General features: G+C 60.5%; 16 protein-coding genes and 8 pseudogenes. 14 read left to right on the top strand and 10 right to left on the bottom strand.

Going from position 1 to position 26,742, the window contains the following annotated elements:
• The first annotated feature begins 281 nt into the window (after nucleotides 1-281).
• Nucleotides 282-575: an ABC transporter substrate-binding protein gene (locus V5279_RS07510; RefSeq protein ID WP_338696179.1), complete on the top strand. Its 294-nt coding sequence runs from the start codon at nucleotides 282-284 to the stop codon at nucleotides 573-575.
• Nucleotides 576-1,206: 631 nt separating this feature from the next.
• On the opposite strand, the gene V5279_RS07505 is transcribed toward V5279_RS07510, so the two are convergent.
• Nucleotides 1,207-1,419 (bottom strand): hypothetical protein, encoded by a 213-nt coding sequence (locus V5279_RS07505; protein WP_166104865.1) that lies wholly within the window; start codon nucleotides 1,417-1,419, stop codon nucleotides 1,207-1,209.
• Nucleotides 1,420-1,595: 176 nt separating this feature from the next.
• Between V5279_RS07505 and V5279_RS07500 the strand changes: the two are divergent.
• The 3 genes and pseudogenes from V5279_RS07500 to V5279_RS07490 all read left to right on the top strand — a co-directional run.
• Nucleotides 1,596-1,853 (top strand): annotated as a pseudogene (locus V5279_RS07500) (transposase); the annotation flags it as partial.
• 84 nt (nucleotides 1,854-1,937) lie between these two features.
• A pseudogene (locus V5279_RS07495) lies at nucleotides 1,938-2,466 on the top strand (LLM class flavin-dependent oxidoreductase); the annotation flags it as partial.
• A 1,432-nt stretch (nucleotides 2,467-3,898) separates the two neighbouring features.
• The gene (locus V5279_RS07490) at nucleotides 3,899-4,273 is read left to right on the top strand and encodes a NolY (RefSeq protein ID WP_338696173.1); all 375 of its coding nucleotides are present in this window, start codon (nucleotides 3,899-3,901) and stop codon (nucleotides 4,271-4,273) included.
• 547 nt (nucleotides 4,274-4,820) lie between these two features.
• On the opposite strand, the pseudogene V5279_RS07485 reads toward V5279_RS07490, so the two are convergent.
• Nucleotides 4,821-5,335 (bottom strand): annotated as a pseudogene (locus V5279_RS07485) (ATP-binding protein); the annotation flags it as partial.
• A gap of 306 nt (nucleotides 5,336-5,641) precedes the next feature.
• On the opposite strand from V5279_RS07485, the gene V5279_RS07480 reads away from it, so the two are divergent.
• Together V5279_RS07480 and V5279_RS07475 are read left to right on the top strand one after the other, a co-directional pair.
• Nucleotides 5,642-5,830, top strand: a complete 189-nt coding sequence (locus tag V5279_RS07480) for a hypothetical protein (protein WP_207835012.1) — start codon at nucleotides 5,642-5,644, stop codon at nucleotides 5,828-5,830.
• The gene (locus V5279_RS07475; protein WP_173640842.1) at nucleotides 5,811-7,880 is read left to right on the top strand and encodes a recombinase family protein; all 2,070 of its coding nucleotides are present in this window, start codon (nucleotides 5,811-5,813) and stop codon (nucleotides 7,878-7,880) included. Before V5279_RS07480 ends, V5279_RS07475 begins: the two co-directional genes overlap by 20 nt.
• Here the strand turns inward: V5279_RS07475 and V5279_RS07470 are convergent.
• The 4 genes and pseudogenes from V5279_RS07470 to V5279_RS07450 form a co-directional block, all read right to left on the bottom strand.
• Nucleotides 7,804-8,265 (bottom strand): ATP-binding protein, encoded by a 462-nt coding sequence (locus tag V5279_RS07470; RefSeq protein ID WP_414645908.1) that lies wholly within the window; start codon nucleotides 8,263-8,265, stop codon nucleotides 7,804-7,806. The two genes, V5279_RS07475 and V5279_RS07470, sit on opposite strands and share 77 nt — an antisense overlap.
• Nucleotides 8,265-9,568 (bottom strand): annotated as a pseudogene (gene istA, locus V5279_RS07460) (IS21 family transposase). Before istA ends, V5279_RS07470 begins: the two are co-directional and overlap by 1 nt.
• 264 nt (nucleotides 9,569-9,832) lie before the next feature.
• On the bottom strand, nucleotides 9,833-10,297 hold the full coding sequence (locus V5279_RS07455) for a reverse transcriptase domain-containing protein (RefSeq protein ID WP_338696171.1): 465 nt from the start codon (nucleotides 10,295-10,297) through the stop codon (nucleotides 9,833-9,835).
• Nucleotides 10,294-10,749 (bottom strand): hypothetical protein, encoded by a 456-nt coding sequence (locus tag V5279_RS07450; protein ID WP_338696169.1) that lies wholly within the window; start codon nucleotides 10,747-10,749, stop codon nucleotides 10,294-10,296. The genes V5279_RS07455 and V5279_RS07450 overlap by 4 nt, the downstream gene beginning before the upstream one ends.
• A gap of 134 nt (nucleotides 10,750-10,883) precedes the next feature.
• On the opposite strand from V5279_RS07450, the gene V5279_RS07445 reads away from it, so the two are divergent.
• Both V5279_RS07445 and V5279_RS07440 read left to right on the top strand, forming a co-directional pair.
• On the top strand, nucleotides 10,884-13,118 hold the full coding sequence (locus tag V5279_RS07445) for a hypothetical protein (protein ID WP_338696167.1): 2,235 nt from the start codon (nucleotides 10,884-10,886) through the stop codon (nucleotides 13,116-13,118).
• Nucleotides 13,119-13,524: 406 nt separating this feature from the next.
• Nucleotides 13,525-13,952 (top strand): annotated as a pseudogene (locus V5279_RS07440) (IS5/IS1182 family transposase); the annotation flags it as partial.
• 94 nt (nucleotides 13,953-14,046) lie between these two features.
• Here V5279_RS07440 and V5279_RS07435 read toward each other — a convergent pair.
• From V5279_RS07435 to V5279_RS07425, 3 genes and pseudogenes are all read right to left on the bottom strand, one after another.
• Nucleotides 14,047-14,859, bottom strand: coding sequence for a TIM barrel protein (locus V5279_RS07435; protein ID WP_338701032.1), 813 nt, complete (start codon nucleotides 14,857-14,859; stop codon nucleotides 14,047-14,049).
• A gap of 62 nt (nucleotides 14,860-14,921) precedes the next feature.
• The gene (iolG, locus tag V5279_RS07430) at nucleotides 14,922-15,917 is read right to left on the bottom strand and encodes an inositol 2-dehydrogenase (protein WP_338696165.1); all 996 of its coding nucleotides are present in this window, start codon (nucleotides 15,915-15,917) and stop codon (nucleotides 14,922-14,924) included.
• 105 nt (nucleotides 15,918-16,022) lie between these two features.
• Nucleotides 16,023-16,779, bottom strand: a pseudogene (locus tag V5279_RS07425) (ABC transporter permease); the annotation flags it as partial.
• Nucleotides 16,780-16,993: 214 nt separating this feature from the next.
• Between V5279_RS07425 and V5279_RS07420 the strand changes: the two are divergent.
• From V5279_RS07420 to V5279_RS07395, 6 genes and pseudogenes are all read left to right on the top strand, one after another.
• Nucleotides 16,994-17,167 (top strand): hypothetical protein, encoded by a 174-nt coding sequence (locus V5279_RS07420; protein WP_321576395.1) that lies wholly within the window; start codon nucleotides 16,994-16,996, stop codon nucleotides 17,165-17,167.
• A gap of 637 nt (nucleotides 17,168-17,804) precedes the next feature.
• On the top strand, nucleotides 17,805-19,712 hold the full coding sequence (locus tag V5279_RS07415) for a bifunctional 5-dehydro-2-deoxygluconokinase/5-dehydro-2-deoxyphosphogluconate aldolase (protein WP_338696159.1): 1,908 nt from the start codon (nucleotides 17,805-17,807) through the stop codon (nucleotides 19,710-19,712).
• A gap of 20 nt (nucleotides 19,713-19,732) precedes the next feature.
• A complete protein-coding gene (iolD, locus tag V5279_RS07410; protein WP_338696157.1) occupies nucleotides 19,733-21,583 on the top strand; it encodes a 3D-(3,5/4)-trihydroxycyclohexane-1,2-dione acylhydrolase (decyclizing) in 1,851 nt (616 codons plus the stop codon).
• A gap of 181 nt (nucleotides 21,584-21,764) precedes the next feature.
• Nucleotides 21,765-22,682 carry a myo-inosose-2 dehydratase gene (gene iolE, locus V5279_RS07405; RefSeq protein ID WP_338696156.1) on the top strand — a complete coding sequence of 306 codons (918 nt, stop codon included), beginning with the start codon at nucleotides 21,765-21,767 and terminating at the stop codon, nucleotides 22,680-22,682.
• Between the two features lie 85 nt (nucleotides 22,683-22,767).
• The gene (locus tag V5279_RS07400) at nucleotides 22,768-22,995 is read left to right on the top strand and encodes a DUF3329 domain-containing protein (RefSeq protein WP_338696155.1); all 228 of its coding nucleotides are present in this window, start codon (nucleotides 22,768-22,770) and stop codon (nucleotides 22,993-22,995) included.
• Nucleotides 22,996-23,086: 91 nt separating this feature from the next.
• A pseudogene (locus tag V5279_RS07395) lies at nucleotides 23,087-24,027 on the top strand (IS630 family transposase).
• 1,799 nt (nucleotides 24,028-25,826) lie between these two features.
• Here V5279_RS07395 and V5279_RS07390 read toward each other — a convergent pair.
• Nucleotides 25,827-26,702 (bottom strand): annotated as a pseudogene (locus V5279_RS07390) (IS3 family transposase); the annotation flags it as partial.
• Nucleotides 26,703-26,742 lie beyond the last annotated feature (40 nt).

The following is a 26,742-nucleotide window of genomic DNA, read 5'->3' as shown; positions in this document are numbered from 1 at the left end:
ACGTCAAATTGTAGGCTCTAGCGAGATTGAGGTCTGGCGAACTGCCGCGCATGGATTCGCTTGCCGGAAGCAACCGCATCGAGCTGCAGCTGGCTGACCGCGGCGCTGGCCGTTCACTTCATTTGAGATTGGGAGTTCTACAATGCTAAATGGGCGCTACGCTTCGGCTGCAAGAGCAGCGCTCGTCTTCTGCGCCATCGCCTCGACTGCGCACGCTTCCGACGTCAATATTGCCGTGGCTGGCCCGATGAGCGGGAACAGCGCTGCGTTTTGGCGCGCAAATGCGCGATGGTGCGGCGGCCTCCGTCGAGGCATTGAACGCCTCGGGCCCAATACCAGATACCAAAGTGATGTTGAGCGTCGCAGACGACGCCAGCGATCCGAAGCAAGCGGTCGCAGTTGCCAATAGGCTCACAATGGACCGAGTCCAGTCAGTCGTCGGCCACTTTTGTTCCCTCTCGTCGATCCCAGGCTCCGAAGTCCACGCCGAAGCGGACAGGCGGTGGGGCGGGCCGGTTCCTTCAACGCCTCGCGAGTTGTCGTGGCACTTCGTTCAGGGGCGATCGATAACCTGATCGGGCCGCTCCGGTTGGATGGCAACAACGCGGCTCCCGCCCTTCTGGTCTATCGCTACGCGACGGGTGTGTTGAAGCCGTCGAGCAGAACTGACCGGCGCGAACGCATCGTTTCCCTAAACAGCGAATGACATGAGACGTTCTCAAGACCTGGCAGCTGCAATAGTTGCGTCCGCCCTTGTACTGGCGGCTCTCGGAGCACTTCTTGCGTTTGCTGCAGCGCTAGCAGAGCTCCCCGATGTCGACACGCTCGATAACGAGCTGCGTCCGATGATAGACAAGTAGTACCGTGCCAATCCTCATTGTTTGCGAGTCTTTTAAGCAACGGCCTGATCGCTTAATGGTTGGCTACCCTGATCGATGGGCTTGTTGGCCATATGAGCCCTCCATTCGCCCTGCAGCATTTGATTGGCGCTGTCGGGAGGTGCTGGCCGTTATCCTTTCAACCGCCGTAGCCGCGAAAATCGATTTTCGGCAACATTCCAGCCTATGGAGTTCCCGTGCTGACAAGTGCCCCTGCCCTGCACAGCTTCCAGGGCGCCAGACGCTGCGTCGTTTACGTCCTCTCGCGCTAATTCGAGCTGCGCAAGTTTCTCGTTATGCCCTTCCGCCAGACAGTTTTCTGCGCGAATTACAACTTCGACGTCAATGGAAACCCCTTCTCGCTGCCGAGCGCCGCAACGCACAACTCACCCAGCGCTGCGCTCAAATCGCAAGGCACACATACAGACCAAGACTTCACCATGTGGCACGCACTCATCAAGCCGAGCATGTTGACGCGCCAATCGAGTGCTTTGGCAAGATCCGGAATACCTTCAACGTCGGCGACGGGATCCTGACGCATCCTTCAGCTATCGACGACAAGGGTTCGCCTAACGGGCCTCTAGGGCAGATCGATGAAGCCCATTTGGCCCCAGTCGGATCGTCTGCGGCCCCCTCCAACCCGCGCTCGGCAGATGACCAATCATTCCGCGCTTCCTCCGGCTGGAATGCAAGCTCCCCCCTAACAGGGGCTGTCAAATGAAGCGGCCACGATTCACGGAAGAGCAGATCGTCGCGATCTTGAGGGAGCATCAGGCTGGGGCGAAGGCAACTGACCTGGCTCGCAAACACGGGACCTCAGAAGCGGCCATCCAGAATTGGAACGCCAGGTTTGGCGGCATGGACGTTCCTGCGGCCAAGCGATTGAAGGTCTTGGAGCAGGAGAACGCGATGCTAAAGATGCTTCTGGTCAAGCACATGCTCGATGTCGCGGAGCTTCGCGAACTGCTTTCAAAGTAGCCATGCGACCATCTCCCGGACGCTTGGTGTCAGGCGCCTCGCGCGCCAGAGAGGCAAATTCAAAAGAGACACTGTGAACAGAGGCCTCATCAGCGCCCACATCAGCCGACCTGGATCGCGAGCAATCGCCCGGAGCCAGCGGCGTGGGCTGCTGCAAACGGCGCCAATCTGGCGTGCGCAGGCCACTCCTCTGCTGTCCGAAACATGACAGATGCGTTCCGCTCTCATCTGGCGCATAAGACCGCCGCGGACGATCGGATGCCATTTCTCGGCTTGCTGCGCATGGTCGTTGTTGCGCAGTCTGACAAAGATGCCCGCGCGGCCGCGGAAGCCGCTTATCAACGATGGCTAAGGAGCTTTAGATTCCCTCACGAATTGATGCCACTCCGACACCGCCTAACTTGCAGCTGACCTTCGATGCAGCGCTTGAAGCGAACTGTGCGTTGTCGGAAAGCCAGCTTCCATCCGACAGCTCCTCCTTAACCAGAGCGAGGAGGCGGGCGCCAACTAATATCTACTATGCCAGCTTGCATTCGGGAACCTTCCGTTGGAGGTTTCGCTGTACACAGCAACCACAATCCAATCCGAGATCATGCCTGGCTTTGGCTGAAACGTTCGATCCGATTTTGCTACCTGCGTTCAGCGCCGCAACGCTATGTGCCATGATCGGCCGCCCTGCCGACAACGCCGATATCCGCCTGCCATCACGCTCGCTGCCTTGCCCAACATGGGGTCCTCGGACCAATAGAGCATGCTCGAGCACCTGGAGCAGCACCGGGTCAGCCCCGCGGCCCGTCTCATCGGCTCGTGGACCGCGCGAGAATCCAGCGCCATCCAGAAAGGTCAATGACTCCTCGCCCCGGGCTATCCGCGAACTGGATCGATCCCATCAAAACTTTCGATTTTACCGGATTTAGCCAAATACCCCATAAGTCGATCGCGATTTCCGGAAAGCACCTTTCACGAATGTCGTGTGGCTATGGATCCCTTTTGCCTTCAGCACAGTCGCAGGTCAGTTCAAGCCACCCCGACCTGGATCCACAAAGATACGTTCGATTCGTCCAAATCGACGCATGTGCGGACCATTTTTAGTCTGTCCCCTGATCGCCGCGTGCGGCGCGTAGTCATCAACCGCGTCCTCGCTGATACCATGGCCATTCCCCCAAAGGCGTTTCAGACGATCGGCGTTAGCGCACTTCCAGTGGCCTCGGTAAATGCGTACGTCGTTTAGGATTCGGCCAGGTGAACCGTCCTCCTCGCCGGAGCTTGGACCTTTCGCCCTGACCAGGTCGGCAGCGCCGTCAATCTGGCGGCTGCAAGCGAGGCCGTGCTGGCAGGTCTGTACCTGCCCCGATTGCAAGATACGTGTCCGACGGCCCGGACGAGGACCCGATCTGCGACGACATGGACAGATCAACTTCGCCAACTTGCCGTCCACTCTGCAACGTCGTGTGACCGTAAATCCTCACTGCGCTCGCTTGCTGAGCCCAGCTCGGTCGGCGAAGGCCAGATCTACGCTCTACAAACCTGCACGATGCTCATCCGGCTTTATCCGCTGTTGTCGATCAACTTTCGACGGGGGCGAGCGCTCTTTGAGTTTCCGGCAAGCATCACACCATCATCTAAGCAATTGGCGCAGCTGGGCGAGCTGCCGAGCTCCCATCTGTTCGCGGGCTCCTTTTCCCCGCCTGGCCGCACGCTCACTGTGCCGAGCATTTAACGATCTGAGCGTGGCAGCCCAGACGATTGTGGCGGAAGATCGCCCTGCAATCCCCGATGAGCCCCAATTGGCTCTCGGCGGCTATGCCGGGCGGCGTCTCACAGCACATCCGCGGGCTGCTCGGCTTCAGTCGTCAGTCGCAGTCATGGCCCGCAGGCCCTGCCATTGTGCGGCGTCGAGCGAGCGCGACGATCGCCTCAATGAACACGCAGCTGGGACGGAGACATTCCTTGTCGCGCCGCACCTGCCGGCTCTCGCGGACCGCGAAACGCAACACAAACCATCAGGTACTTTACATTCACTTCACCACCAGGAGCACATCGTGGAACTTGCCCCCTCCAATTCCCGCGTACAGAATCTTAAGGATCGGATCGACCTGCAACTGACCATCCTCGCCACTCTCGTAGGCGAGGATGGTGACGCGCTTGACGCGATCCGACTGCTCAACGCACTCACAAATGAAATGATCACGGCGGAGCTGGAGCTCGGCCAGCTCGGCGAGACAAGAACAAGCAATCATGACGGCGGCGCTCGCACCACGCACATGTCCGGGGACCGCGGCGCTTATTACCCGGAAGACCTTCTCGTTTTGGGACGCCTGTTCGATCAAGCCGTCGATGCCTTGCCGGCAAACCTACGAACTCCGGCCAACCGGATGAAGATCGCGAAACTCATTTTCTCGCGTGCCGCGGAGTGAGATTTCGTTGACGGTTTGATGTGGAGAGCGCTTTTCCTGGCCGAACAACGCCGGCTGCGATGGTACGAACAGAGTATCATAGCGAAGCGCAGCATCCAACGAGCTAACCTGGCATGCGGGCGCCGCCTCCATTACGCCGTCTGCGACTGATTCATTAGCTATCGCGGTCGGGTCGGGTACGTCGGACAATCACGCATTTGCACTGCAACAACCCAGTTTGATTTCGCCCCTTAGTTCAACTTTTGCTCTTGCTTCGGGACCTCATGGCTCTGCTACCGCCGTGCGGAAGCCGGATAACGAGAAAGCACAGGCCGCCCGGGTGCGAGACACTCACAATGACTGCCAACTCGGCCTAACCTTCGTTTCGTGTATAGTGGTTAGGCCGTTGTTGCGGCAATATCCCCTTATTTGCTGACGACGAACTTCACTCGAACCCTTCTGGGGGCGGCGGCGCACGGTCGTGGTCGAGTAGCTCGGCCATTTGGCTGTCAAACGCCATCCGGAACTGCCCCCTTTGCGTCATGAAGAACTGCCTCCACCATCGGGATTATGATCTCGGTTGAAGGTTGGCTCCGCCGCTGACGGGACGGAGGGAGGCGGAGCCGACCGGAGGGCCGTCAGCGGCGGGCGGCTTGATGAGGCCGCTCTTGCGCTTGGCTCGGAGCCGGTAGCTGTCGCCGCGGATCGTCAGCACGTGGCTGTGGTGCAAGAGCCGGTCGAGGATCGCGGTGGCGACCACGGGATCGGCGAACACGGTGCCCCATTCGGCAACACTGCGGTTCGAGGTGATCAGCATGGCGCCAGTTTCATAGCGCCGACTGACCAGTTGGAAGAACAGATGCGCCGCGTCAGGTTCCAGCGGCAGGTAGCCGAGCTCGTCGACGATCAGCAGCTTTGGCTTCGACAGCGCGAGCAGTTTCTCATCCAGACGCCGTTCGCCATGCGCCTTGGCAAGGCCTGCGACCAGTGTCGTCGCCGTGGTGAACTGCACCGTGTACCCGGCCAGGATCGCCTCTCGCCCAGCGCGATCGACAAGTGCGTCTTGCCGACTCCGGGCGGGCCAGCGTCATAATGCCGGGTGTCTGGGATCTGAGGTTGAGATCCTCTACCCATTTCATCCGCGATGTGGAGCGTTAGTCGTCGTTGTCGCCCGCAAGCGGCTCGGGAGTGAGACGCATTTTGTTATCAGACAACCTGATGCGACGTTAACGCTTCTGCCGGCATGGATGACGGCCCCCGCCGCCGCTTCCTTCCGACTGACGGCTGATCCGCGGCTTCCGGTGGATCGTCTGCTGGAGGCGCGCGTTCTTGCCGACGCGGTCTTAGCCTCCTCTCCCAGGGAATCGTCCCAATCGCGAGGAGGCGGTCATGGCGGACGCATCACGTCGTCAGGGGGATCTTTTCGGGAGCCCTCCAAAATACAGCAGCATTCCAATCGAAGCCCACCAGCAAATGTTGGAGCTGTTGAAGGAGCTTCTGACCGAAGCACTCACCGACAGCGCGGTCGACGCAAACGACGTGAACCGGGAGGACAGCGGTGAGCAAGATCACGCCTGAGCACCTTGCTCGCCAGGCCGTCGTGTACGTTCGTCAGTCGACGGCCGACCAGGTTATCAACAACCGAGAGAGCCAGCGCCGCCAGTACGGCTTGGCCGACCGTGCGCGGCAGCTGGGCTGGAGCGAGGTGGTCGTGATCGACGATGATCTCGGTCGCTCTGGTGGCGGCACCACGCGTCCCGGGTTCGAGAAGCTGCTTGCCGCCATTTGCGAAGGGCGAGTTGGCGCTGTGGTCTCGATTGAGGCCTCTCGGCTGGCCCGCAACGGCAGGGATTGGCATACGCTCCTGGAGTTCTGCGGGCTCGTCGGAACACTGATCGCCGATGAGGACGGCGTCTATGATCCGCGCCACCCCAATGATCGCCTTCTGCTCGGCATGAAGGGCACAATGAGCGAGATGGAGCTGTCTATCTTTCGGCAGCGCTCGCTTGAAGCCTTGAAGCAGAAGGCCCGCAGGGGGGAGCTCTTCCTCAACGTTGCAATCGGTTATCTCAAAGTCTCCCACGATCGGATCGAGAAGGACCCTGATCGGCGCATTCAGGAGGCGCTCGCACTCGTGTTCACCAGGTTTGCTGAGATGCAGACACTTCGCCAGGTCCACCTGTGGTTACGGCAAGAACGAATCACTTTGCCCGCGGTCAGCCATGGCCCCGAGGGTCGCCACGTCGAGTGGAAGTTACCAGTCTACAATACGATCTATCACATCCTTACCAATCCCATCTATGCTGGCGCCTACGCCTTCGGGCGCTCGGGCAGTCGGGTGACGATCGAGGCCGGCCGCAAGAGGATCGTGCGGGGCTTCCGGCGGGAGCGCAGCGACTGGGAAGTTTTGATCAAGGATCACCATGAGGGCTACATTACGTGGGCGGAGTTCGAGAGGAATCAGCGCTTGATCACCGATAACGCCAATGGGAAGAGCTTCATGAGTCGTGGCTCGGTCCGCTGCGGCGAGGCCCTTCTTGCAGGGCTCCTTCGTTGCGGTCACTGCGGTCGCAAACTTCACGTTGCCTACAGTGGCACGCACGGCACTGTTGGGCGTTATCATTGCCGCGGTAGCCAGATCAACCATGGCGGAGATCCGTGCATCTCATTCGGCGGCCTGCGCGTGGATCGCGCAATCAGCGCGGAAGTCATCGCACGTTTGCAGCCGCTCGGTGTCAAGGCTGCGCTGGCTGCCATGGAGGCTCGCGGCCGTGAGCACGCCGAGAAGCTGCGCCAACTTGAACTGGCTCTGGAGCAAGCGCGCTATGAGGCCACTCGTGCTCGTCGGCACTATGAGGCCGTCGATCCCGACCATCGCTTGGTAGCTGGCGAGTTGGAGCGGCGTTGGAATGAACGCCTGCTGGCTGTCCGCGCGCTCGAGGATGAGCGCGGGGCGTTTTTAGCCAAGCCGGAGACGACTCTGAGCGAGGCGGATCGCGAGCGGTTACTCGCGCTTGGCTCCGATTTGGAGCGAGCCTGGAACAGCCCTGGGGCGACGCCTGCGACGCGCAAGCGGATCATCCGAACTGTGATCCGCGAGATCGTTGTGCGCGTCCACGATGAGGCGATCGAGCTTGTCATCCACTGGCAGGGCGGCGATCATACAGCACTGAAGACCAGGAAGAACCGTACGGGTCAACACCGCTGGAGGACGTCCGCGGATGCCATCGATCTCGTGCGTGTTCTGGCACGGCAGATGCCCGACAACACGATCGCGGCAGTCCTCAACCGGGCCGGCAAGTCGACGGGGCGGGGTAACAATTGGACCCGCGCCCGCGTTTGCCACTTGCGCAACCAGCAGGCTATCGCGCCCTACCGAGAGGGCGAACGCAAGGAGAGAGGAGAAATCACTCTGGATGAAGCCGCCGCAGCCTTGCAGGTCAGCCCATCGACGGTTCACCGTCTGATCGCGGAGCAGAGCTTACCTGCGCACCAGCTGTGCAAAGGCGCACCTTGGGTGATCAAAGCGCTTGATCTGGAGCAACCCGAGGTCAAGAAGGCCGCGCAGGCGCGACGCTTCCGGCGGCCGCCGTCCGACGATCTGCGCCAAAGAGAGCTTGAACTATAACGGCATAGCGAGGTGAGCAGTATGAATCGGACTCGGGCGGCCCGAGCAACAGCACGTTCTCTCCGTTAGCGATCCAACGTGATGCGGCAAAGTCGCGGATCTGCTTGGGATCAATCGAGGGCTGCGCCTCGAAGTCGAAGCCTGCGAGCTCCTTCACGGCCGGGAAGTGTGCAAGCTTCAGCGCCATATCGATGCGGCGATGATCCTTGCGCGCGATCTCACGTTCGCACAGCAAGATCAGCGTCTCACGCGCCGACAGGTTCGCGCGCGCCGCCTCGTCGAGCAGGCTGTCGAGCTGATCGCGGATGCCGGAGAGCTGCAATCGCGCCAGCATGGCATCGAGCGGATCGGTCGGTGCTTCGGTTGCCTTCTTTGCGCGCGTCATCAGAAGCTTCCCCCGATCACGGCTTCATATTCGGTAAGCGGACGCAACAACGAATGCGGTGGAGACGATCCCGGCACCGCCGCTGCAGTCTCCGGCCGGCGGACCGCGCCATTGCGCCCGGCAACACCGTCGAGATGAACCGGATCGACGATCCGCAGCCGGCGCCCCTTCGATTGCTCGTGAACCGCGACCTGGTGCACGCCATGGCGGATCCGCACCTCGCCGGCCGCGATCGTTACCGCTACGCGCTCGCCAATAAGGCGCCACGGCACCGAGTAGCTGTTCGTATCAATCTCGACGGCGCAATCATTGCCGACGACGCGGGTCAGTTCACGCAAGGATCCGAACGGCGGCTGCTCGCCGAGCGGCTTCAACCGATGTATTTCGTCACGCGCGAAGCGGATGATCGGCGCCTCGCCGGTCGTGCCGTGGATACGAACGTTCGCAACCTCACGCTCCCACCTGTCGAGATGCGCCTCGAATGCTTCCCAACTAAGGAATGACCGGCGATCGCGTTCTTCTTCACGTAGCCGACGCCGTTCTCCGTCTTGCCCTTCGTGCGCGCCCGATATGGCGCGGACGCGCGAGGACGGAAGCCCCAATGTTTTGCGAAGGCTATCAGCTTGTCGTTGAACTGAACCGACCGGCTCACCGCGTCGTGGCGCACGACAAGCGCGCGTGGATTGTCCATCAGCACTTCCTCCGGCACACCGCTGAAGGTCGTGAACGTGCTCTCGAGCCCGGCGAACCAATGCTCCTGCCTCTCGGCCCGGAACGCACGCACATGGAGCCGTCGCGAGTGTCCAAGCGTTGCCACGAACACGAATGCCTTGACTTTCGCCCCTCCGATCTCGACCAGACGCTCCCCGAAGTCGATCTGCAGCTGCCGGCCCGGCGGCGTCTCAAACCGCGTCGTCGCCAGCGCCTCCGCCTTCAGCGCCTGGCGATAGGGCTGCACGGAGCGTTGCAGTGTCCGTCGGCTGACGGCCACGCCTTTCTCGGCCAACAGGTCCTGGCGCACCACGTCGGCATTGCCGCGATGCCGAATGAGCCTCTCGCGCAGCCAGCCCTCAAGGCCGTCGAGACGCTTCGGCCGCTCAGGCGACTTGAACGGCTTCACCCCGCCCGCCGCCACGTAGTCCTTCACCGTGTGATGGCTGCAGCCAAGCTGCCGCGCAATCCGCTTCACGCCCCACCCGCACGCTCTCAGGCGCATCATTTCCGCCACGTCATCCGGCGTCTTCATCACCTGCCCCCGTGGATCATTCCACGGCGAGCCTTCAGTGATTCGTTCCCGCTTCATTCACTCTCTCCTCAGCTATCCGAGGAGGGGGCCATTCCTCGTGACGCTGAGGGGGCAGCTTTCCATGGCGCGCGACAATTTGGCTTTGCCCTCACAGATCCGGGCAGGCGGCTTTCCCGCACCCGGCTCTTCCCGAGGGTAACCCGCGTCATATCCGCGCCTGTGCCCACGTGCGAGTGATGCGTGGACCGGGCAGACGGAAGCGTGCCGTCAGGGTCTCGAACTCGGACCAGCCCATGCGCCGACTTTTCTGGCTGCGCCGTCTCAGACAGCGCATCCAGGTCCGACGCACTTCGCGGTAGAAGCCGTTGAGCGCTGGATAATTGTGCGGCCTGCCGTAGTAGCCGTAGTGTCCACGCAGCACAGCGGCGAACCACTCATGCTGCGAGGCAGTGGCGCGTGCATGAGCCGCCAGGTCTCCTGGCGCAACGCCGTCAGCTTGCGCGTCAGGCGTTTCCCTTCCGTCTTGTGCTTCACGATAAACCCGCCGTCCCTGGTCCGCCCGCAGTAGTGGGTGAGGCCGAGGAAGGCGAAGGTTTCTGGCCGCCGCTCGCCGCGCCGCTGACGCGAGAGGGCCGCGAACCGGCCAAACTCGATCAGCCGCGTCTTGTCCTCATGGAGCGTTAGGCCGAAGCCGGTCAGCCGCGTCTTGAGGGCAAAGAGCATTTCCTGCGCATCTGCCTTGTTCTCGAAGCCCATGACGAAGTCGTCCGCATAACGCACAGTCACGACGCGACCGCGTGCATGGCGACGACGCCATTGGTGGACCAGAGATCGAGGATGTAGTGCAGGAAGATGTTGGCAAGGAGCGGGCTAATGCTCGCCGCCTTGCGGCGTACCCCTGTCTGTATCTTGCTTCTCGCCGCTCTCAAGTCGGCATCGAGCACCCAGTTGACGCGCTGGCTCATGATCGCCGTGTGCAAAGGCGTCAACCGCCATATGAGGATTCCGCCCCGGCCGACAGCCGTAGAGAACCCGAGGAAGTCGGCCTCGTAGACGGCACTCAGCACCTCGGCTACCGCGCTTTGGACAATCTTGTCCTCTAGCGCCGGCACACCGAGAGGCCGCTTACCGCCGTCGGCTTTGGGGATGTAGACTCGTCGCACCGGCTGTGGCCGATAACGACCAGTGTGGACTCGTGCGCAGAGGTCGCGGAGGTTACCCGCTGCCTCCAGCAGCACGCCAGCTTCCAGGAATTGATGCCCGCGGCGATCCGGGCGTTACCGTGCACCTCGGAAAAACGCCCTGCGTCAGCTACTCGTCAGCCAGCTGGTCTACCGGACAGGCTGCGCATTCTCGACTTGATGGGGGAGATATGACGGGCATTGGCCGAACTGGCAATTCGCACATTGGGCCTGCGGAAGCCGGCAGCACATGGGGATCGAGCAGTTCGAGCCCGGAGCCCGGGGCCGCCCTCGGCGAAGGCAGGCAATCTTTCGACTCCGTCGTGGTGGGGATGCGCCTCGGGCCTCAGGGTGGAACGGCGCCGCTCGCAGGCCTACCACCAGCTTCGGGTGCGCCAATCCCGAGTTCCTCAAGTGGCGACGGAAAATCAGCGCAGAAAAAAATGCGCAGTCTGCTTGGGAACTTTATTGCTGCCCAAGCTGCGGTTATGCAAGCTCGGAGCCTATCGGAGACGCAAGACCTGATTGATCAAGGCGTCAAGGCGGGCTCGGAAGTTCTGGAGTATTACGCGAGCCTCCCCTCGGACATGGCGCGCAGGCTTCTTTCCGACAGTCAGGTTCGTCAACTCCGCGACGAGACTCTCGCCTCGGGGAACAACGGCAACGCTGTGGCCATCCAGATTGGCGACAAGCTGGATAAGAACAGGAGCAAAGCAGCAGCCGTGTTCGAGCGGATGCGAGATGCCGGCGCTCCGTCCGACCAGCTGGGCCGGGCGGTATCCAGCGTGGCGAAGCATTACGAAGCCTGCTTGGATTGGTGGGGAAAGAAGGTATTGCGCTCGGAGCGGATGCGGTCCGTTTATACGGACACCGCCAACTTGCCCAGCACCACGTCCAAGATGCGGGAGGAGGAAGAGGCCGCGCTACGCCAGCATACCGGCTGGGCACTGTATACGAAGTGCATGTACCTGGAATCGCGCATCGCTCTCGCGCGACTCTTGATCGAGTCGAAGGCGGCCACGTTCGGCCCAGCCGTGAACGACGCCCTCATGGGTGAGGATGGGCGGGTGCGACTGCTTGGGACCTTTATCGCGGATTTTTTTCCGGCATTCAACTCGACTTCCCACGCCGTTCTGGAGGGAGCGGCGCTCGACGCAGACCACTGCACCGTTCTGGAAGGAGTCATGGAACGGCTTTCGGAATTTGCCTCAGGGGTGCACGGCATCGTTACCCGACTAAGGGGCGCCGGAACGGATGCCGACCTTCCGTTGGAACTGTTGGGCCAGATCGCGGAAGGTGCATGGGTCACCGCGGACGACGTCACGCGTCTTTTGGTCGTGCAGCCAAAGACGCCCGCCATGATTGAGCCGCTGGCCCGGACTGCCGTAGTGGTTGAAGGGGGCGCGGCGCGGAGGAAGGGGAAAGGCAAGCGCGCCCCGGCCGCAGGCGAGCGAAGTTCGGCGGGCGGGCTGCGCGAGCCGCAGCTCGCCACGCCCGACGCTGCCACGGCCCCAACAGGCAAGGTGATCGTACTCTCGGATTTGGGTACAAAGAAACTCGCGAGCGCGGAGGAGGCAGACGCGAGGGTGTCATCGTCGGCGACTGGGCACCTGGAGATATTGCAGGCTCCGCCCTCCAGGAAAGCACTGACCGGATTAATCGAGCGATTGGACGAACTTTTGCAGTTCGATCTGCCCGCTCAGCAAAGCACCGTCTCGCAAGCGCGCCAGATGAAGCCCGAGGACGCCGATCACGTCGTGGATCTCGTCGTTAAGCGACTGCAGACGCAGGCCTCCGAGATTGAGGCCAGTGTAGTCGCGCTGGAGGAGCCTCGCCGACGTGTCCTACTCACGCCTGCGCAAGTGCCGGAAGTGCATGACAAAATAACCCGGCTCAAGGCGATGTTGTCCGAGGTGCAGGGACAGGCGAACTCTTTGAAGGCGCGAAAGGCGGCGATCACGATCGATTGCATGAAGACCTACGCGTTTCCGTCCCAGAAGTATCTTGAACAGTTGCGGGCGGCCGGGGAGCTGGCGTCTGTGAATCCACCGCGCGCCTTGAAGGATGATCCGGGGACACTATTCGAGATCAAGCTGCAGCCCAAGGCCCTGCGCAATGGCGCGATGCCAAGCCCGATGTGGGTGCACATCCATACCAAGCGGCCGGTACATGCCTGGCAGTTGGCAACGCTGAGCGATGCCGAGTTCGCCGCTTGCCACGTGAAGTCCAATGACCAACGCGGCTACAATCAGGACTGGCAGAGCGCTCGAGCTGCGACGGGGCGCGAGAACGTCGTGATCCACCGCGGGAAGCTCACGCCGGCGTTCTGTAGGTCCTTGATGAGCACCGCAGTTGGTGGCCACCCGTGGTATCCCCTTCCCGAGACGGAGCACATGTCGACCCAGATGGCGCGCCTGGGGATGTAGCTACAGGTGGTTTGTCTCGCGCCGGAGCGCCGCTGTGGTGACACGATCAAGTGGCCGTTATCACCGAGAGGAAATCCTCGATGAGCCGAAGCCAGCACGAACTCCTCGAACAGATCGACAGCGGGGTCACGATTGAAATTCGATCGGGAGCGTCGTGACCACGACTTCCTTTCGCTTGGCGGCTGAACCGTCAAATGCCAGCGCTCAAGTCCAGACGCATACGATCAGCGCTCCTGGCCCTTCATCTTCGAAAGTGAGTACAGATCAACTTCGTCTTAATGAATCGCGTGCGTCAACAAACGGATAGCGTGGACGCGCAAGATGCCCCTCCGGCCGACTCGTCGGTAGAGGCGGCGGCCTTTCACAGGCAGCTGAGCGAGGCCGCTGTCCCGTCCTCTCCCGTGCTCATGCAGGTCCGCGCCCATCAAGCGGATACGACGGTCACACCCTGCGGGACGTCATCGACCGAACCGAGACACTCACCGGCTGCGCGATCGAGCGCGCCTTTGTCGACAAGGGATACCGCGGCCATGACGCACAGAACCCGCGCCGCGTCTCATCTCCGGCCAGAAGCGCGGCGTCTTCGGCACTATCAAGCGCCAGCTGCGGCGCCGCTCCGCTATCGAGCCCGTGATCGGCCATTTGAAGGCTGAAGGGCACCTCGGCCGCTGCTACCTCAAAGGCCGCGCCGACGATGCCGCCAACGTCATCCTCTCCGCCGTCGGTTACAACTTCCGCCGCATCCTCGCTTGGCTAAGGGCTCTTTGGTACCTCTTCCTGGCTGCCTTCTTCTCAGTCACCAGCCACCGCACACCACTCAAATCGGCTTCTTAACCGACGACTACATCACTGGTCTTAGGAACGCTACTGATGGGATTTTCCGGGAGGCGAACCACCTCACCGCGAAAGGCAGACATATGGCTCTCATTTAAAGGCTGGATCGAACAAATGCAATGCTGGTAGACAGCGGCCCTGCCGGATCGGCGAGCGTCTGAACCTCCGGAGAAAACGGCTCGAACGAAAGCGGCATGTCAAGCCCAACGGCCAGCAATGTGCGCAATTGCGCCATGTTCCCGAGCCGATCGTCCGCATCCACCAACACGCGATGCTCATCGCGCATGCCGGAGATCGCGAGTTTCGGATCCGTAACCCCAGAAACATGGACGATCCCGGTCACTTCGGGAAAGAGCTTCGTTTCGCCGGCGAGATGGTGATGGAAGGTGTCGTGAACTAAACGGAATATGTCAACCCCATCGATTTCGCGGACCGCATCAACCGCCTCGCTCTTCAGGCGCAGAGAGCATATCTCGAAGCCGAGCGGTTCGAGATAGCCGCGAAGGCCCCGATCGGCGAGGATCGGCCTGAGAGCCCTGAGCGCGGCGACAAGATTGCGCTGGCGTACCCCGCCTTCCCGACCGCTGCCGTCGTTGAGCGGCACCAGCGCGATGGCTCCTGCACCGACCGCCTGCGCATAGTCGGCAAGCTCTATCGCTTCGGCTTCCCGGGCCGCATTCCACTGGTTGAAGCGCTGCAAGCTATTGATGGTGAGGATGCGGATACCCGCTGCTTCGGCCGCAGCTTTCACCTCCTCAGCCGGCGTTCCGTCCAGAATCGCGTTCCCGTCGAGGTCGTTGCGGATTTCAGCTCCGGACGCGCCAACTCTGCGGCACAGCTCAAAAAAGGCATCCTGCCGCAGCGATGGCGCCAGAATATGATTGATGGCAAAAGATGGCTCAATCATCGCGTTCTCCGACGTCATGGGGCAGCGGCGCGCCGCCATGCTGTTGTTCATGCGCCAAACAATTACGTCTCGAGCCGTACGACCCGGCCGGTCTCTGCCGATTTGAGCGCAGCGCCGGCCAGCCGAAGCGCCGCGAGACCATCGGCGCCACTCGGCGACATAGCGCGATTTTCGACTATGGCGGCGATGAAGGCGGAGATCTCGTTGGCATAGGCGTCGACATAGCGATTCATGAAGAAGTCGTGCAGCGGCGGGCGGGTGTAGCCGGAGCCGCTCGCAAGTTCGATCGATACCGGCCTCTGGTTTTCGGCCGCCACCATCCCTCTTGATCCCAACACCTCGATACGCTGGTCGTAGCCATAGGTGGCACGACGCGAATTTGAGATAGTACAGTGCTTGCCGGAGGCGGTTTTCAGGATAACGCTCACTGAATCGTAATCACCGGCTTCTCCGATCATTTTGTCGACGAGCACGGACGCTTCGGCGCTAACGCTGACCGGCTCTTCGCCGAGCAGGAAGCGCGCCATGTCGAAATCATGGATAGTCATATCGCGGAAGATTCCGCCCGAACGCTTGATATAGCTAAGCGGCGGCGGGCCGGGATCGCGCGACACGATCGTGACCATCTCGACATCACCAATGGCCCCTTCGTCGATCGCCTTCCGTACCGCAACGAAGTGCGGGTCGAAGCGGCGATTGAAACCCAGCATCAGTGCCCGGCCGGTTTTCTCGACTAAGGCGAGACATCGTTCGACGCGCTCGATACTGAGATCAATCGGCTTCTCGCAGAAGATCGCCTTACCGGCCCTCGCGAACCGTTCGATCAAAACGGCATGCGTGTCGGTCGGTGTACAGATGATGACAGCGTCGATGTCGTGCGAGATTTCGATCTCCTCAACGCTCCGGACCTCGGCGCCATAGGCAGACGAAATATCTTGCGCGGCATTTTGGTACGAGTCAGCCACAGCCACTAGTTTAGCTTTGCGGGTTGCAGCGACCCCTTGGGCATGAACTCTCCCAATGCGCCCTGCACCAAGCAACCCGAAGCGAACTGTCATTCCTTCCTCTTTCAAGCTGAAGGGTGGACGCGTCCCCGACACGTTCACCCTTATTGTGCCGGAAATGGTCGCTAAAGTGTCGGCGCTTCCTGTTGCGCTGATGGGCTTCTTGTTGCGCTGATGGTACGTGTCGGTCACGACATGCGGCGACGATAATAACGCCTTTGATGATCGCCTGGCAATATGTTGACATACAGGAACGTGGAGCCAGACATCATCGTGCCGAGGATGATCGTCCCGATGACCGTTCCGGCGATCCTTCCGGAGCCGCCTGTGAGCTAGGGTGCCGCCGATAACTGCTGCCGCGATCGCGTCCAGTTCGTTCATCGTGGCCATGCCTGCCTGTGCCGTCTGGGCGCGGGCTGCGGTCACGATACCCGCCAGACCGGCCAACGTGCCGGCGATGGCGTACACCTTGATCAAATGACGCTCGATTGTTGATGCCGGACACACGGGCCGCCTGCGCATTCGCGTCTATGGCGTAGGTGAACTTGCCAGCCCAATAGCGAAGAGCAACCTGGGAAGATCACCGCGATCACCAGGAAGATGATAACTGGTGCTATGCCACTACCAAAGAAGGTGAAGCCATCAGACCCGAAATCGGCTGCCCCTTAGTATACCACTTCGCCAATCCGCGGGCAGACACCATAATACCAAGCGTGGCAATGAACGGCGGGATCTTGGTGTAGACAATGAGCGCGCCGTTGATGGCACCGGCAAACAGCCATACCGATCAGGACCGGGACGACCGCCGGCAGGTGCGTGAGGTCGGGATAAACGACTTTGCCCCACGTCGAGGCTGAGCTAAGCTCGCGGCCACCATCGCCGAGAAGCCGACGACCGAGCCGGACGACCAATCGACGCTAACATGGCGGACAACGCTGACGCGTTGACCACATGCCCATGGCACCGGTGCCGTGTTACAGTCGAAATGGAATATCTGGTGCGTAGGTGAACGTGAATTTGACAGACGAAACCCGCCGTGGGCCGCCAGCGGGTTTTGAAGAGCTGCGGCAGCGTATCCTCGACCAACGCACAAGAATGCCAAATGGATCAGGCAGGTCGCCGCATATTCGTTGGACAATCCATACGAAGTCGCCCTCGGTACCGCCGCCAGCATTGCCGCTTCAGCCGGCGTTCAGGCATCGACCTTGGTTCGTTTCGCGAAACACTTTGGATTTGAGGGAGTCACCAAGCTTCAATCGGTATACCGCGAACGGCTTCGCGACCGTAACATCTCCTGTGATTAGCGCCTTACCTCGCTGAAAATGATTGGAGCAGAAGGTGAAGGCGTCCACGTCCTGAAAGGCCTGATGCATGCATCGATACAATCGATAGATACGCTTTCCGATTCGATTGAGAGAGACCGCTTTGACCAGGCAACAAAAATTCTATCTGGTGCTAATGTAATATATGTACTTGCCAAACGATGATCGTTCCCCGTCGCAAGCTATCTTGCCTACATATTGGGGAAGCTACTAAAGGCCAGGAATGTTCTGATCGATTCATCGTCGAGACTTGATCCCGAGACCATTTCTTTCGCAACGCCGCACGCCGCCGCCATAGCCATAAGTTTTTCACCCCCAGGAGACCATCCTACGCCGGCACTCTTGCAGTTCGGGGAGTCCCCACAGTCGGGATCAGCGACAGTGCATTCTCACCGCTTTCGGACCTTTCGAATGTGCGGTTCGAGGTGGCGGAGTCAGATTTTGGAGGATTGCCCTCCCTGGCTGCCAGCACGTCCCTGGTGGCCGCGCTGGCTATTCGCGTCGCGGAGATCCGTCATCAAAAGTAGGGCCCGACATTTATGCTATAAACATTTCATCTTGACCAGAAAAAACCAGTGTTTCAAATACGAAAGGGCCATTTCATAGCTAGGAGGTCGCTTTGGTTGAGATCGCCAGAGCTAGGCAGCTCGATGTTGTCACCATCGGTCGGGCTTCTGTGGACCTTTACGGCCAGCAGATTGGCTCGCGGCTCGAAGACGTCGCCTCCTTTGCCAAATCGGTTGGCGGGTGTCCGGCTAACGTAGCGGTCGGCACGGCGCAGCTCGGCCTGCCTTCGGCGCTGCTGAGCCGCGTCGGCGGCGAGCAAATGGGATCCTTCATCCGCGAGCAACTGATACGTCAGGGTGTGAATGTCGAGGCGCTGAAGAGCGATCCGGACCGACTGAGTGCGCTGGTCCTGCTCGCCGTCGAGGACGAAGGCGTTTCGCCGATGATTTTCGTCCGCCCGGATCGCGCCGACATGGCGCTCTCGCCTGAGGACGTCGATCGGAGCTTCATTGCCTCCGCGCGATCAATCGTGGTGACCGGTACGCACTTCTCCGCTCCGGAAGCCGCCCAGCTCAAGGCGATCAAGGCGTCGGGTGGCAAGGTGGTGTTTGACATCGATTGCCGGCCGAACCTGTGGGGCCTTGCCGGGTATGCGGCCGAACGCTATGTGAAATCGGATGCCGTTTCCAACAAGCTTCGTGCCGTGCTCGCCGACTGCGACCTAATCGTTGGGACCGAGGAGGAAATTCGAATAGCCACCGGAGAGGATGACGTTGTTGGCTCTTTGAAGGCGATACGGGCGCTTTCCGATGCGACCATCGTGCTGAAGCGGGGCGCCATGGGCTGTGTCGTCTATGATGGCAACATCAGCGACAATCTCGAGGATGGCATTTTCGGCAAGGGCTTCCCTATCGAAGTCTTCAGCGTGCTCGGCTCCGGCGACGCCTTCATGTCGGGCTTCCTGCGCGGCTGGCTGGGCGGTGAAAGCCTCGCCACGGCAGCGACCTGGGCGAATGCCTGCGGCGCATTTGCCGTGTCGCGGCTGCTATGCGCGCCCGAGTATCCAACGTTCGAGGAGCTACGATATTTCCTCGAGCACGGCAGCCCGTTCACCGCGCTGCGCAAGGACGAGACGATCAACCACATCCATTGGGCCACGACGCGACGGCGCGAGATCCCCTCGGTCATGGCGCTGGCGTGCGATCACCGCAGCCAGCTCGAGGAGGTCGCCGTGAGGGTGGACGCAGAGCCCTCGCGCATCAATGCCTTCAAGGTGTTGGCGGTAAAGGCAGCAGTCCGAGTGGCTGCCGGACGCGACGACTACGGTATGCTGATCGACGAGCGCTTCGGCCGCGAAGCGTTGTTCGAATTCGCGCGCCATCCGTTCTCCTGGCTCGGCCGGCCGGTCGAGCTGCCAGGTTCGCGGCCGCTGCGTTTCGAGTTCTCACAGGACATCGGATCTCAGTTGATCGGCTGGCCGCTCGATCACTGCATCAAGTGCTTGTGCTTCTGTCATGCCGACGATCCCGCGCCACTGAAGAAGGAACAGCAGGAAAAGCTTCGCGCGCTCTTCGACGCATCGCACAAGGTCGGCCGCGAGTTCCTCATCGAGATTATCGCCGGCAAGCACGGCACGCTGCAGGACGACACGATCCAGCGCGCACTCGACGAACTCTACGCGCTGGGCATCAAGCCGGAGTGGTGGAAGCTTGAACCGCAGGTTTCCGCCACCGCCTGGGTACGGATCGAAGCGACCATCGTCAAGCACGCCTCTTGGTGCAGGGGCGTTATGCTGCTCGGACTGGAAGCACCGCAGGACCAGCTCGAGGCAGCGTTTGTGGCGACGGCGCACGTTCCGATCATCAAGGGCTTCGCCGTCGGGCGCACGATCATCGCCCATACCGCCGAAGAGTGGTTGGCGGGCAAGATGTCAGATGAGGAGGCGATCGCCGACATGGCCGCTCGTTTCGAGCGACTGAGCCAAGCATGGCTAGCCTCCCGCGAGCGCAAGGCGGCATAAACTTCTGCTGGAGCAATTTCATGCCCAAGACGACCCGCTTGACGATGGCACAAGCCCTCATACGTTTCATGACGTGCCAGCGGACCAAAATTGATGGCAGGGTGGTACCGATCTTCGGCGGCGTCTGGGCGATCTTCGGTCACGGCAACGTCGCCGGTCTGGGCGAAGCACTTTATGCCGTGCGTAACAAACAGCCGACTTTCCGTGCTCACAATGAACAAGCGATGGCGCATGCGGCGATCGCCTACGGCAAGGCGAATTTCCGCCGCCGTTTCATGGCAGTGACGACCTCGATCGGACCAGGCGCACTCAATCTGTTGACCGCCGCAGGCATGGCATACGTCAACCGCTTGCCTGTCCTGCTGTTGCCCGGCGACGCCTTCGCTAACCGCATCCCGGACCCGGTTTTGCAGCAAGCCGAGAATTTCACCGACGGCACGGCGACCGTGAACGACTGCTTCAGGCCGGTGTCTCGCTATTTTGACCGTATCGTTCGACCTGAACAGATCATTCCGGCGTTGAACCGGGCTATGCAGGTGTTGACCGACCCGGCCGAATGCGGGCCGGTGACGCTGGCATTGTGCCAGGACGTGCAGGCGGAAGCCTACGACTACCCCGAGAGCTTTTTCGAGGAGCGGATGTGGATGCCAAGACGTCCGCGCGCCGATTTGGGCGAGCTCACCGTAGCAGCCGAGGCGCTGATGGCTGCGGAGAAGCCGTTGATCATCGCCGGCGGGGGCGTGCTCTATTCCGAGGCGTCCGCCGCGCTGACAAACTTCGCCGAGGCAACGGGAATTCCTGTCTGCGAAACCCAAGCCGGCAAGTCGTCGTTGCCGGATGACCATCCCTTGAACATGGGCGCCATCGGCGTCACCGGTACATCGGCGTCCAACCGCCTTGCCGAGGAGGCCGACCTGATCCTGGCGGTCGGTACGCGCCTGCAGGATTTCACCACGGGGTCGTGGGCATTGTTCAAGAACGACGGGAAAACCATCGTCGGCCTCAACGTACAACCGTTCGACGCCCACAAGCATCGCGCGCTGCCACTCGTGACGGATGCGCGTGGAGGACTGGACGAGCTTCTGGCCGCGTTGAAGGGCTACAAAGCACCCGTGCGCTGGACCGGCAAGGCGGAGAAGGGCAAGACCACTTGGCAGGTGGAAGCAGACACCGCGCGAGCCAGCACGAATGCACAGTTTCCGTCTGACGCACAGGTCATTGGCGCACTCGATCGCGTTTTTGGATCGTACGTCGTGCTGGTGCAGGCTGCAGGCAGTCTCCCCGGCGAGTTGCACAAATTGTGGAAGGCGGGCCGTCCCGGCTCCTATCACGTCGATTATGGCTTCTCGACCATGGGTTATGAGATCGCGGCGGGCCTTGGCGTCAAGCTGGCGCGGCCCAACGAGCAGATCGTAATCCCGGTCGGCGACGGTTCGTATCTGATGCTGAATTCCGAGATCGCCACCTCCGTCATGCTGGGCCTGAAGCTCACCATCGTCGTACTCGACAACGGCGGGTTCAGCTGCATCAACCGGCTCCAGATGGCAACCGGCGGCGCTAACTTTAATAATCTGTTGAAGGACAGCCAGCACGATACGCTGCCGAAGATTGACTTTGCTGCACATGCCGCGAGCATGGGCGCATTCTCGGAGCATGTAGCATCGATCGCCGAGCTGGAAGCAGCTCTGGAGAAATCGAAAGTGAACGACCGCACCACCGTCATCGTGATCGATACGGATCCTCACGTCACGACCGAGGCTGGCGGACACTGGTGGGATGTCGTGGTTCCGGAAGTCAGCTCGCGCGAGCAGGTGCAGGAAGCGCGCAAGGCCTATGAGCAAGCAGTGAAGCAACAACGCGTCGGGAATTAGAAGTGGCAATGCACCTTTGCGCGAATTCCCATCCATCCATCGCTCGACGGTGTCGCGGGTTGCAGAAGCATCGCCGCTGGTCCGCCGGACAGTCCCGCCCTTCGGCAAGCCGAGAACCAGCGAACTGCGACGCAGAGATGAGAATTGGCTCAGGGCTCTCCTAGGCTGATAGGAGTATCACGTGAAGGCCAAACTGGGCATATCCCCCATCGCGTGGTGGAATGACGATCTTCCCGAATTGAGCGACGATGTTTCGCTTGAAGAATGTTTACGCCAATCTCGCTCGGCCGGCTTCACCGGCATCGAGAAGGGCCGCCGCTTCCCCGACGATCCGACGGTCATGTCGTCGATTCTAAAGATGGTTAACGTTGCGCTGTGCGGCGGCTGGTTCTCTGGCACGCTCGTCAACGAAGACATCGCGACCAACAAGCATCGCATCCAGCCAATGATTGATCTGTTCAAGGCCGTGAACGCACCCCGCATCGTCTATGGTGAAGTTGGCCATTCGATCCAGAGCGATCGCTCAAGGCCTCTAGCGACCAAGCCAGTGCTGAGCGACGCCGACATGAAGGCCTATGCCAGGAGGATGACCGAGTTTGGTGAATGGTGCGCTGGGCAGGGCATGCCGCTCTCCTACCATCATCACATGGCCGCGGTTGTGCAGTTCGAGCACGAACTTGATACCTTTATGAAGTGTTCGGGAGAAGGCATCCCGTTGCTGTTCGACACTGGCCACTTGGCCTTCGCGGGCGGCGACGTGCTGCGCGTCATCGACAACCACCACAAGCGCATCAGCCACGTGCATGTGAAGGATATCCGCGGCCCCGTCATCAAAGCGCTCGATTGGAGGACGCAATCTTTCCTCGACGCCGTCGCGCTGGGCGCCTTCACTGTTCCCGGCGACGGCTCGCTGGATTTCGGCGCAATCGTGCAGAAGCTCGCTGGCTATGGCTATGAGGGCTGGTTCGTTGTTGAGGCCGAGCAGGATCCGAGGAAGAATCCGCCGCTCAGAATGGCCGAAATGGGCTATGCCGAACTCATGCGGGTGACGACCAAGGCGGGCTATGTTGTGGAAGCCCCGACCTTTCCCTGGCGCTGACTGGCAATTGAGATGCTTTTCCGTTGCCGGCAGCTTTCGTGTACGAATGGCTCTGTTGCCCACATCGACGTACCGGGATGATGTGATGGATAACAGCGAACATCCCTTTTTGAACCCGCCTTGGCGCCGCGTCGTGCTGGTCGCGCTGTGCGCCCTTTGGATGGCTACCGGATTTTGGGCCGATTCGCCTGGCTGGGGGACGATCGCCTTGGCGTTTACCGGCTACGCGTTCTGGCGATTTCTCTACACATACGATTCGTCGAAGACCGGGAACGACACAGATCGAAGCGCGATAGGGGCGGATGATGTCTAGAGCATTTTCCGACCAGAAAGAATCGGGTGGGGATTCCCAAAACGGCGCGAGTCAGATTCAAGCTACATGCTGGCGAGGGAGGCCAGCATGTATGGCCAGGGCGCTTTCAGTTGATCTTCGCCAAAGGGTGGTAGCCGCGATTGACGGTGGCGTATCCTGTCGACAGGCTGCTGAGCGCTTTGGTGCCAGCGCGGCCAGCGCGATCCGCTGGCGCGCTCGCCTCAAGGCAGTTGGCGACATCGTTCCTAAACGCCAGGGCGGTGACCGCAAATCGCAGCGCATCGAAGCGCATTCGCAATTGATTCTGGAGGCGGTGACAGCGAAGCCGGATATCACGCTCGCCGAGTTGCGAGAACTGTTGAAACGTCGTGGAATATCGACTGGCATCACGTCGCTCTAGCGTTTTTTCCAGCGCAGAAAGATCAAACTTATAAAAAGACAGCGCACGCCGCCGAGCAACGGCGCGGCGATATAAATGCCGCGCGTGAGGAGTGGTTCGAAGGGCAAATCGATCTTGACCCTGAGCGTCTCGTCTTACATCGACGAAACCAGCGCCAACACTAAAATGGCGCGGCGTTACGGGCGCTCGCCACGCGGCGAGCGATGTCGTGCAGCTATCCCACACAGACATTGGAAGACGATGATGACATTCACCGCTAATTGCGCTCCGACGGTCTGATCGCGCCGCTTGTTCTGGACGGTCCAGTGGATGGCGACGCGTTCCTGGCCTACGTCGAGCAATTGCTCGCCCCATCGCTGCGGCCGGGCGATACCGTTATCATGCCCACTCACAAGGTCCATGGCGTTCGAGAGGCCATCCAGGCTGTCGGAGCAAGCCTGTTCTATCTTGCGCCCCACAGTCCAGACTTCAACCCGATTGAAATGGCCTTCTCCAAACTGAAAGCGTTGTTGCGGGCCGCCGCAGCGCGCACCATGCCCGATCTCTGGCAAGCAATCGCCAACTCTCTCAAACGCTTCTCACCCGAGGAATGTCAAAATTATCTCGTCGCGGCTGGTTGCGACGCAACATGATCGGAAAATGCTCTAGGCGGCCCGTTCTTGCCGTCGGCGAGATTACGATGAGTTTCATCAATCGGCACGGCGCCGAATAGGATCGGCCAATCACCAACCGGTGGATAGGGAGCATCCTCCGCAACAAGCTCAATCGTCAAACGTACAAATCTCACGGGGTGAATGTCGTTCCCGCGAGAAGGAGAAAGTGGAGCTTCTATGCGAACGGTACGGCGTGAATGTTTTTGCCGATAACGTAATGATGGATACAGAAGGGGACATGGGGACTTCGGGGAAGTAGCAGGTACGCCATAGGGTGGCGCTGATCAAGGGCTGATCGCCATTTTCGAACTCACGGTCACGCCGCGCGAACTCCCCACATCTCCCTGTTCCGCTCCACACTCCTTTCATCGAACCGCTGGCAGTATTGCCTAAGCCAAAATGGGGTACGGCGTTTTATTTCGGTACCGAGTCGGCACTTTTTCGTGCCCTCGAACCGAGGCGTTCTCAAGTGAATAATTGCGTGTGTGCCAGCCATAGGCCACGCAAATTATGAAACACGATCTTGGATCATACGTTCGACCTCTTCGCCGCCGCTTTGGATTTACGCAAAAGGAGATTGCTTTTCTTATCGGGGTCAAGTGCCGCACGGCTATCTCGCGCCTTGAGGGCGCGAAGCGCAAATCGAGCCTTGAGGCCGCGTTTATATTCGCGCTGCTGTTTGACACAACTCCGTCGGAGCTATTTCCAGCGCTTATGTCGGAGCTCCATGAGGTCACCGTTCGGCGCGCAAATGATCTCTATGAGGAGCTTCAAGGAAACCCATCTAACACGACGCAATTCAAGTTGGACTTCCTGGAGAGATTACTAGAACGGGCTGAAAAGCGCGTGTTTCGTGCCGTATGACGCGCGCTGATCGACATGGGCTCACTCTCTCAATTTACATAAACACGCGCGGTTTCGCATTCGTCGTGTTCGAAGGCCATGCATCGCCGTTCGATTGGGGAATACGCGAGATACGCGGGCCTCGAAAATGCAACGGATGTCGCCTGCGGATCACGCAAATCGTCGATCGATATGCTCCTGATGTCCTCGTTATCCAGGACACGTCCGCGCAGGGCACACAACGAGCGCGGTGGATCACAGGTCTCGATGCCTCGATGCTCGCGAAAGACCGCGACGTTCCCGTTTTTGCATATTCGCGCGATCAGGTCAGAGCAGCGTTCGAGCGCTACGGATGCACAAACAAGCATAGCCTAGCCGGGCTGATCGCGAGGCACATTCCTGCGCTTGGGCGACATGTCCCGCCGCCTCGCAAACCGTGGATGAGTGAGGACCGCCGAATGGGCTTATTCGATGCAGCAGCGCTCGCGCTCGTCTTCTTTCAGTCAGTCGACAGTTGGGTCGGGTAGTCGCCTGGAGACGAGTTGGTCCTGTTGTGCGGCTTTCCTAACATTCCCGTTCAGGCTACCGTGGTACGCCTGCTTGTCTGCAGTGTGCCACGGGAGGATAGAATGCAGAAAGCCGTTTGGAACGTTCCGCCCATAAAAAGCGAGCCAAGGTGCTTGTTGCGGACAATTCATGTGTTGTGATCACCCTGTTCAAGAGCGCCCTGACAGCCTTTTGCGAAACCAAGCCGAAGTCGGCCAAGGCGCAAGAAGCAGGCTGTGATGAAATTATGTCCGCACGAGCCGCAATCGCCTTTGGCAGTACAAGCGCGAGTCTCCTTTGCGTAACCGTGTGGAAATACGTCAGAGCCTGAGCTGGCTCCGGTTGTCTGAACAGATTTTCCGCGTCGATAAGTGGAGTCTCTGCCATGGTTAGGCTGCCAAGCGGAGTGGCAGCGGGTTGAAGTAGGCTTGATCGGGGGTGACGCCGTCAAGGCTCGAATGCGGGCGCCGACCGTTGTAGAAGTCGAGGTATCGGCCGATCGACGCGAGGGCCTCGCTGACGCTGTCATAGGCCCGCAGATACACCTCCTCGTATTTGACGCTGCGCCATAGCCGTTCGACAAACACGTTGTCTCGCCAGGCTCCCTTGCCGTCCATGCTGATCGCAATGCCGTTGTCGGCGAGCACGCCGGTAAAAGCCTGTCCGGTGAACTGCGAGCCCTGATCCGTATTGAAGACGTCCGGCTTGCCGTGACGAGCCAGGGCATCCTGAAGCGTCTCGACACAGGACGTCGCCTCCATGGTGATCGATACGCGCCACGACAGCACGCGGCGGCTGAACCAGTCGAGCACAACCGCCAGATAAACGAAGCCGCGGGCCATCGGGATGTAGGTGATGTCCATCGCCCACACCTGGTTCGGCCGCGTGATCTCCATTCCGCGCAGCAGGTACGGGTAGATCTTGTGGCCCGGCTCGGGCTTTGTCGTGCGTGGACGGCGACAGAGCGCTTCTATCCCCATCCGCCGCATCAACGTCTTCACATGCCGACGGCCGATCTTGCACCCATCGGCAGCCAGCAGCCCTCGCAACATGCGAGAGCCGGCAAAAGGGAACTCCAGATGCAGCCGGTCGAGGCGCTGCATGATCGCAAGGTCGGCGTCCGGCACCGGCCGCGGCAGGTAGTACACGCTGCCGCGGCCGATGTTCAAAGCCTCCGCTTGCCTGGTGATCGACAGCTCGTGCTCACGGTCGATCATCGCTTTGCGCTCAGCAATCCCGCCTTGGTGAGCGCTCCTTCTAAAAAACTATGCGCGGCGCTGCGCTCCCCCTGTGGGATAGAAACGG

The sequence above is a fragment of the Bradyrhizobium sp. 26S5 genome (assembly GCF_036923295.1).
Lineage (GTDB): Bacteria > Pseudomonadota > Alphaproteobacteria > Rhizobiales > Xanthobacteraceae > Bradyrhizobium > Bradyrhizobium septentrionale.
The sequence above is the reverse complement of the archived record's forward strand: the minus strand, read 5'-3'. Positions and strand labels throughout refer to the sequence as shown.

Coding starts and splice junctions, on each gene's coding strand:
- V5279_RS07470 (WP_414645908.1), bottom strand. CDS start 8,265: ATGACGCGCGCAAAGAAGGCAACCGAAGCACCGACCGATCCGCTCGAT.
- V5279_RS07480 (WP_207835012.1), top strand. CDS start 5,642: ATGGCGGACGCATCACGTCGTCAGGGGGATCTTTTCGGGAGCCCTCCA.
- V5279_RS07510 (WP_338696179.1), top strand. CDS start 282: ATGCGCGATGGTGCGGCGGCCTCCGTCGAGGCATTGAACGCCTCGGGC.
- V5279_RS07505 (WP_166104865.1), bottom strand. CDS start 1,419: ATGCGTCAGGATCCCGTCGCCGACGTTGAAGGTATTCCGGATCTTGCC.
- V5279_RS07435 (WP_338701032.1), bottom strand. CDS start 14,859: ATGATTGAGCCATCTTTTGCCATCAATCATATTCTGGCGCCATCGCTG.
- V5279_RS07445 (WP_338696167.1), top strand. CDS start 10,884: ATGACGGGCATTGGCCGAACTGGCAATTCGCACATTGGGCCTGCGGAA.
- iolD (WP_338696157.1), top strand. CDS start 19,733: ATGCCCAAGACGACCCGCTTGACGATGGCACAAGCCCTCATACGTTTC.
- iolG (WP_338696165.1), bottom strand. CDS start 15,917: ATGACAGTTCGCTTCGGGTTGCTTGGTGCAGGGCGCATTGGGAGAGTT.
- V5279_RS07400 (WP_338696155.1), top strand. CDS start 22,768: ATGGATAACAGCGAACATCCCTTTTTGAACCCGCCTTGGCGCCGCGTC.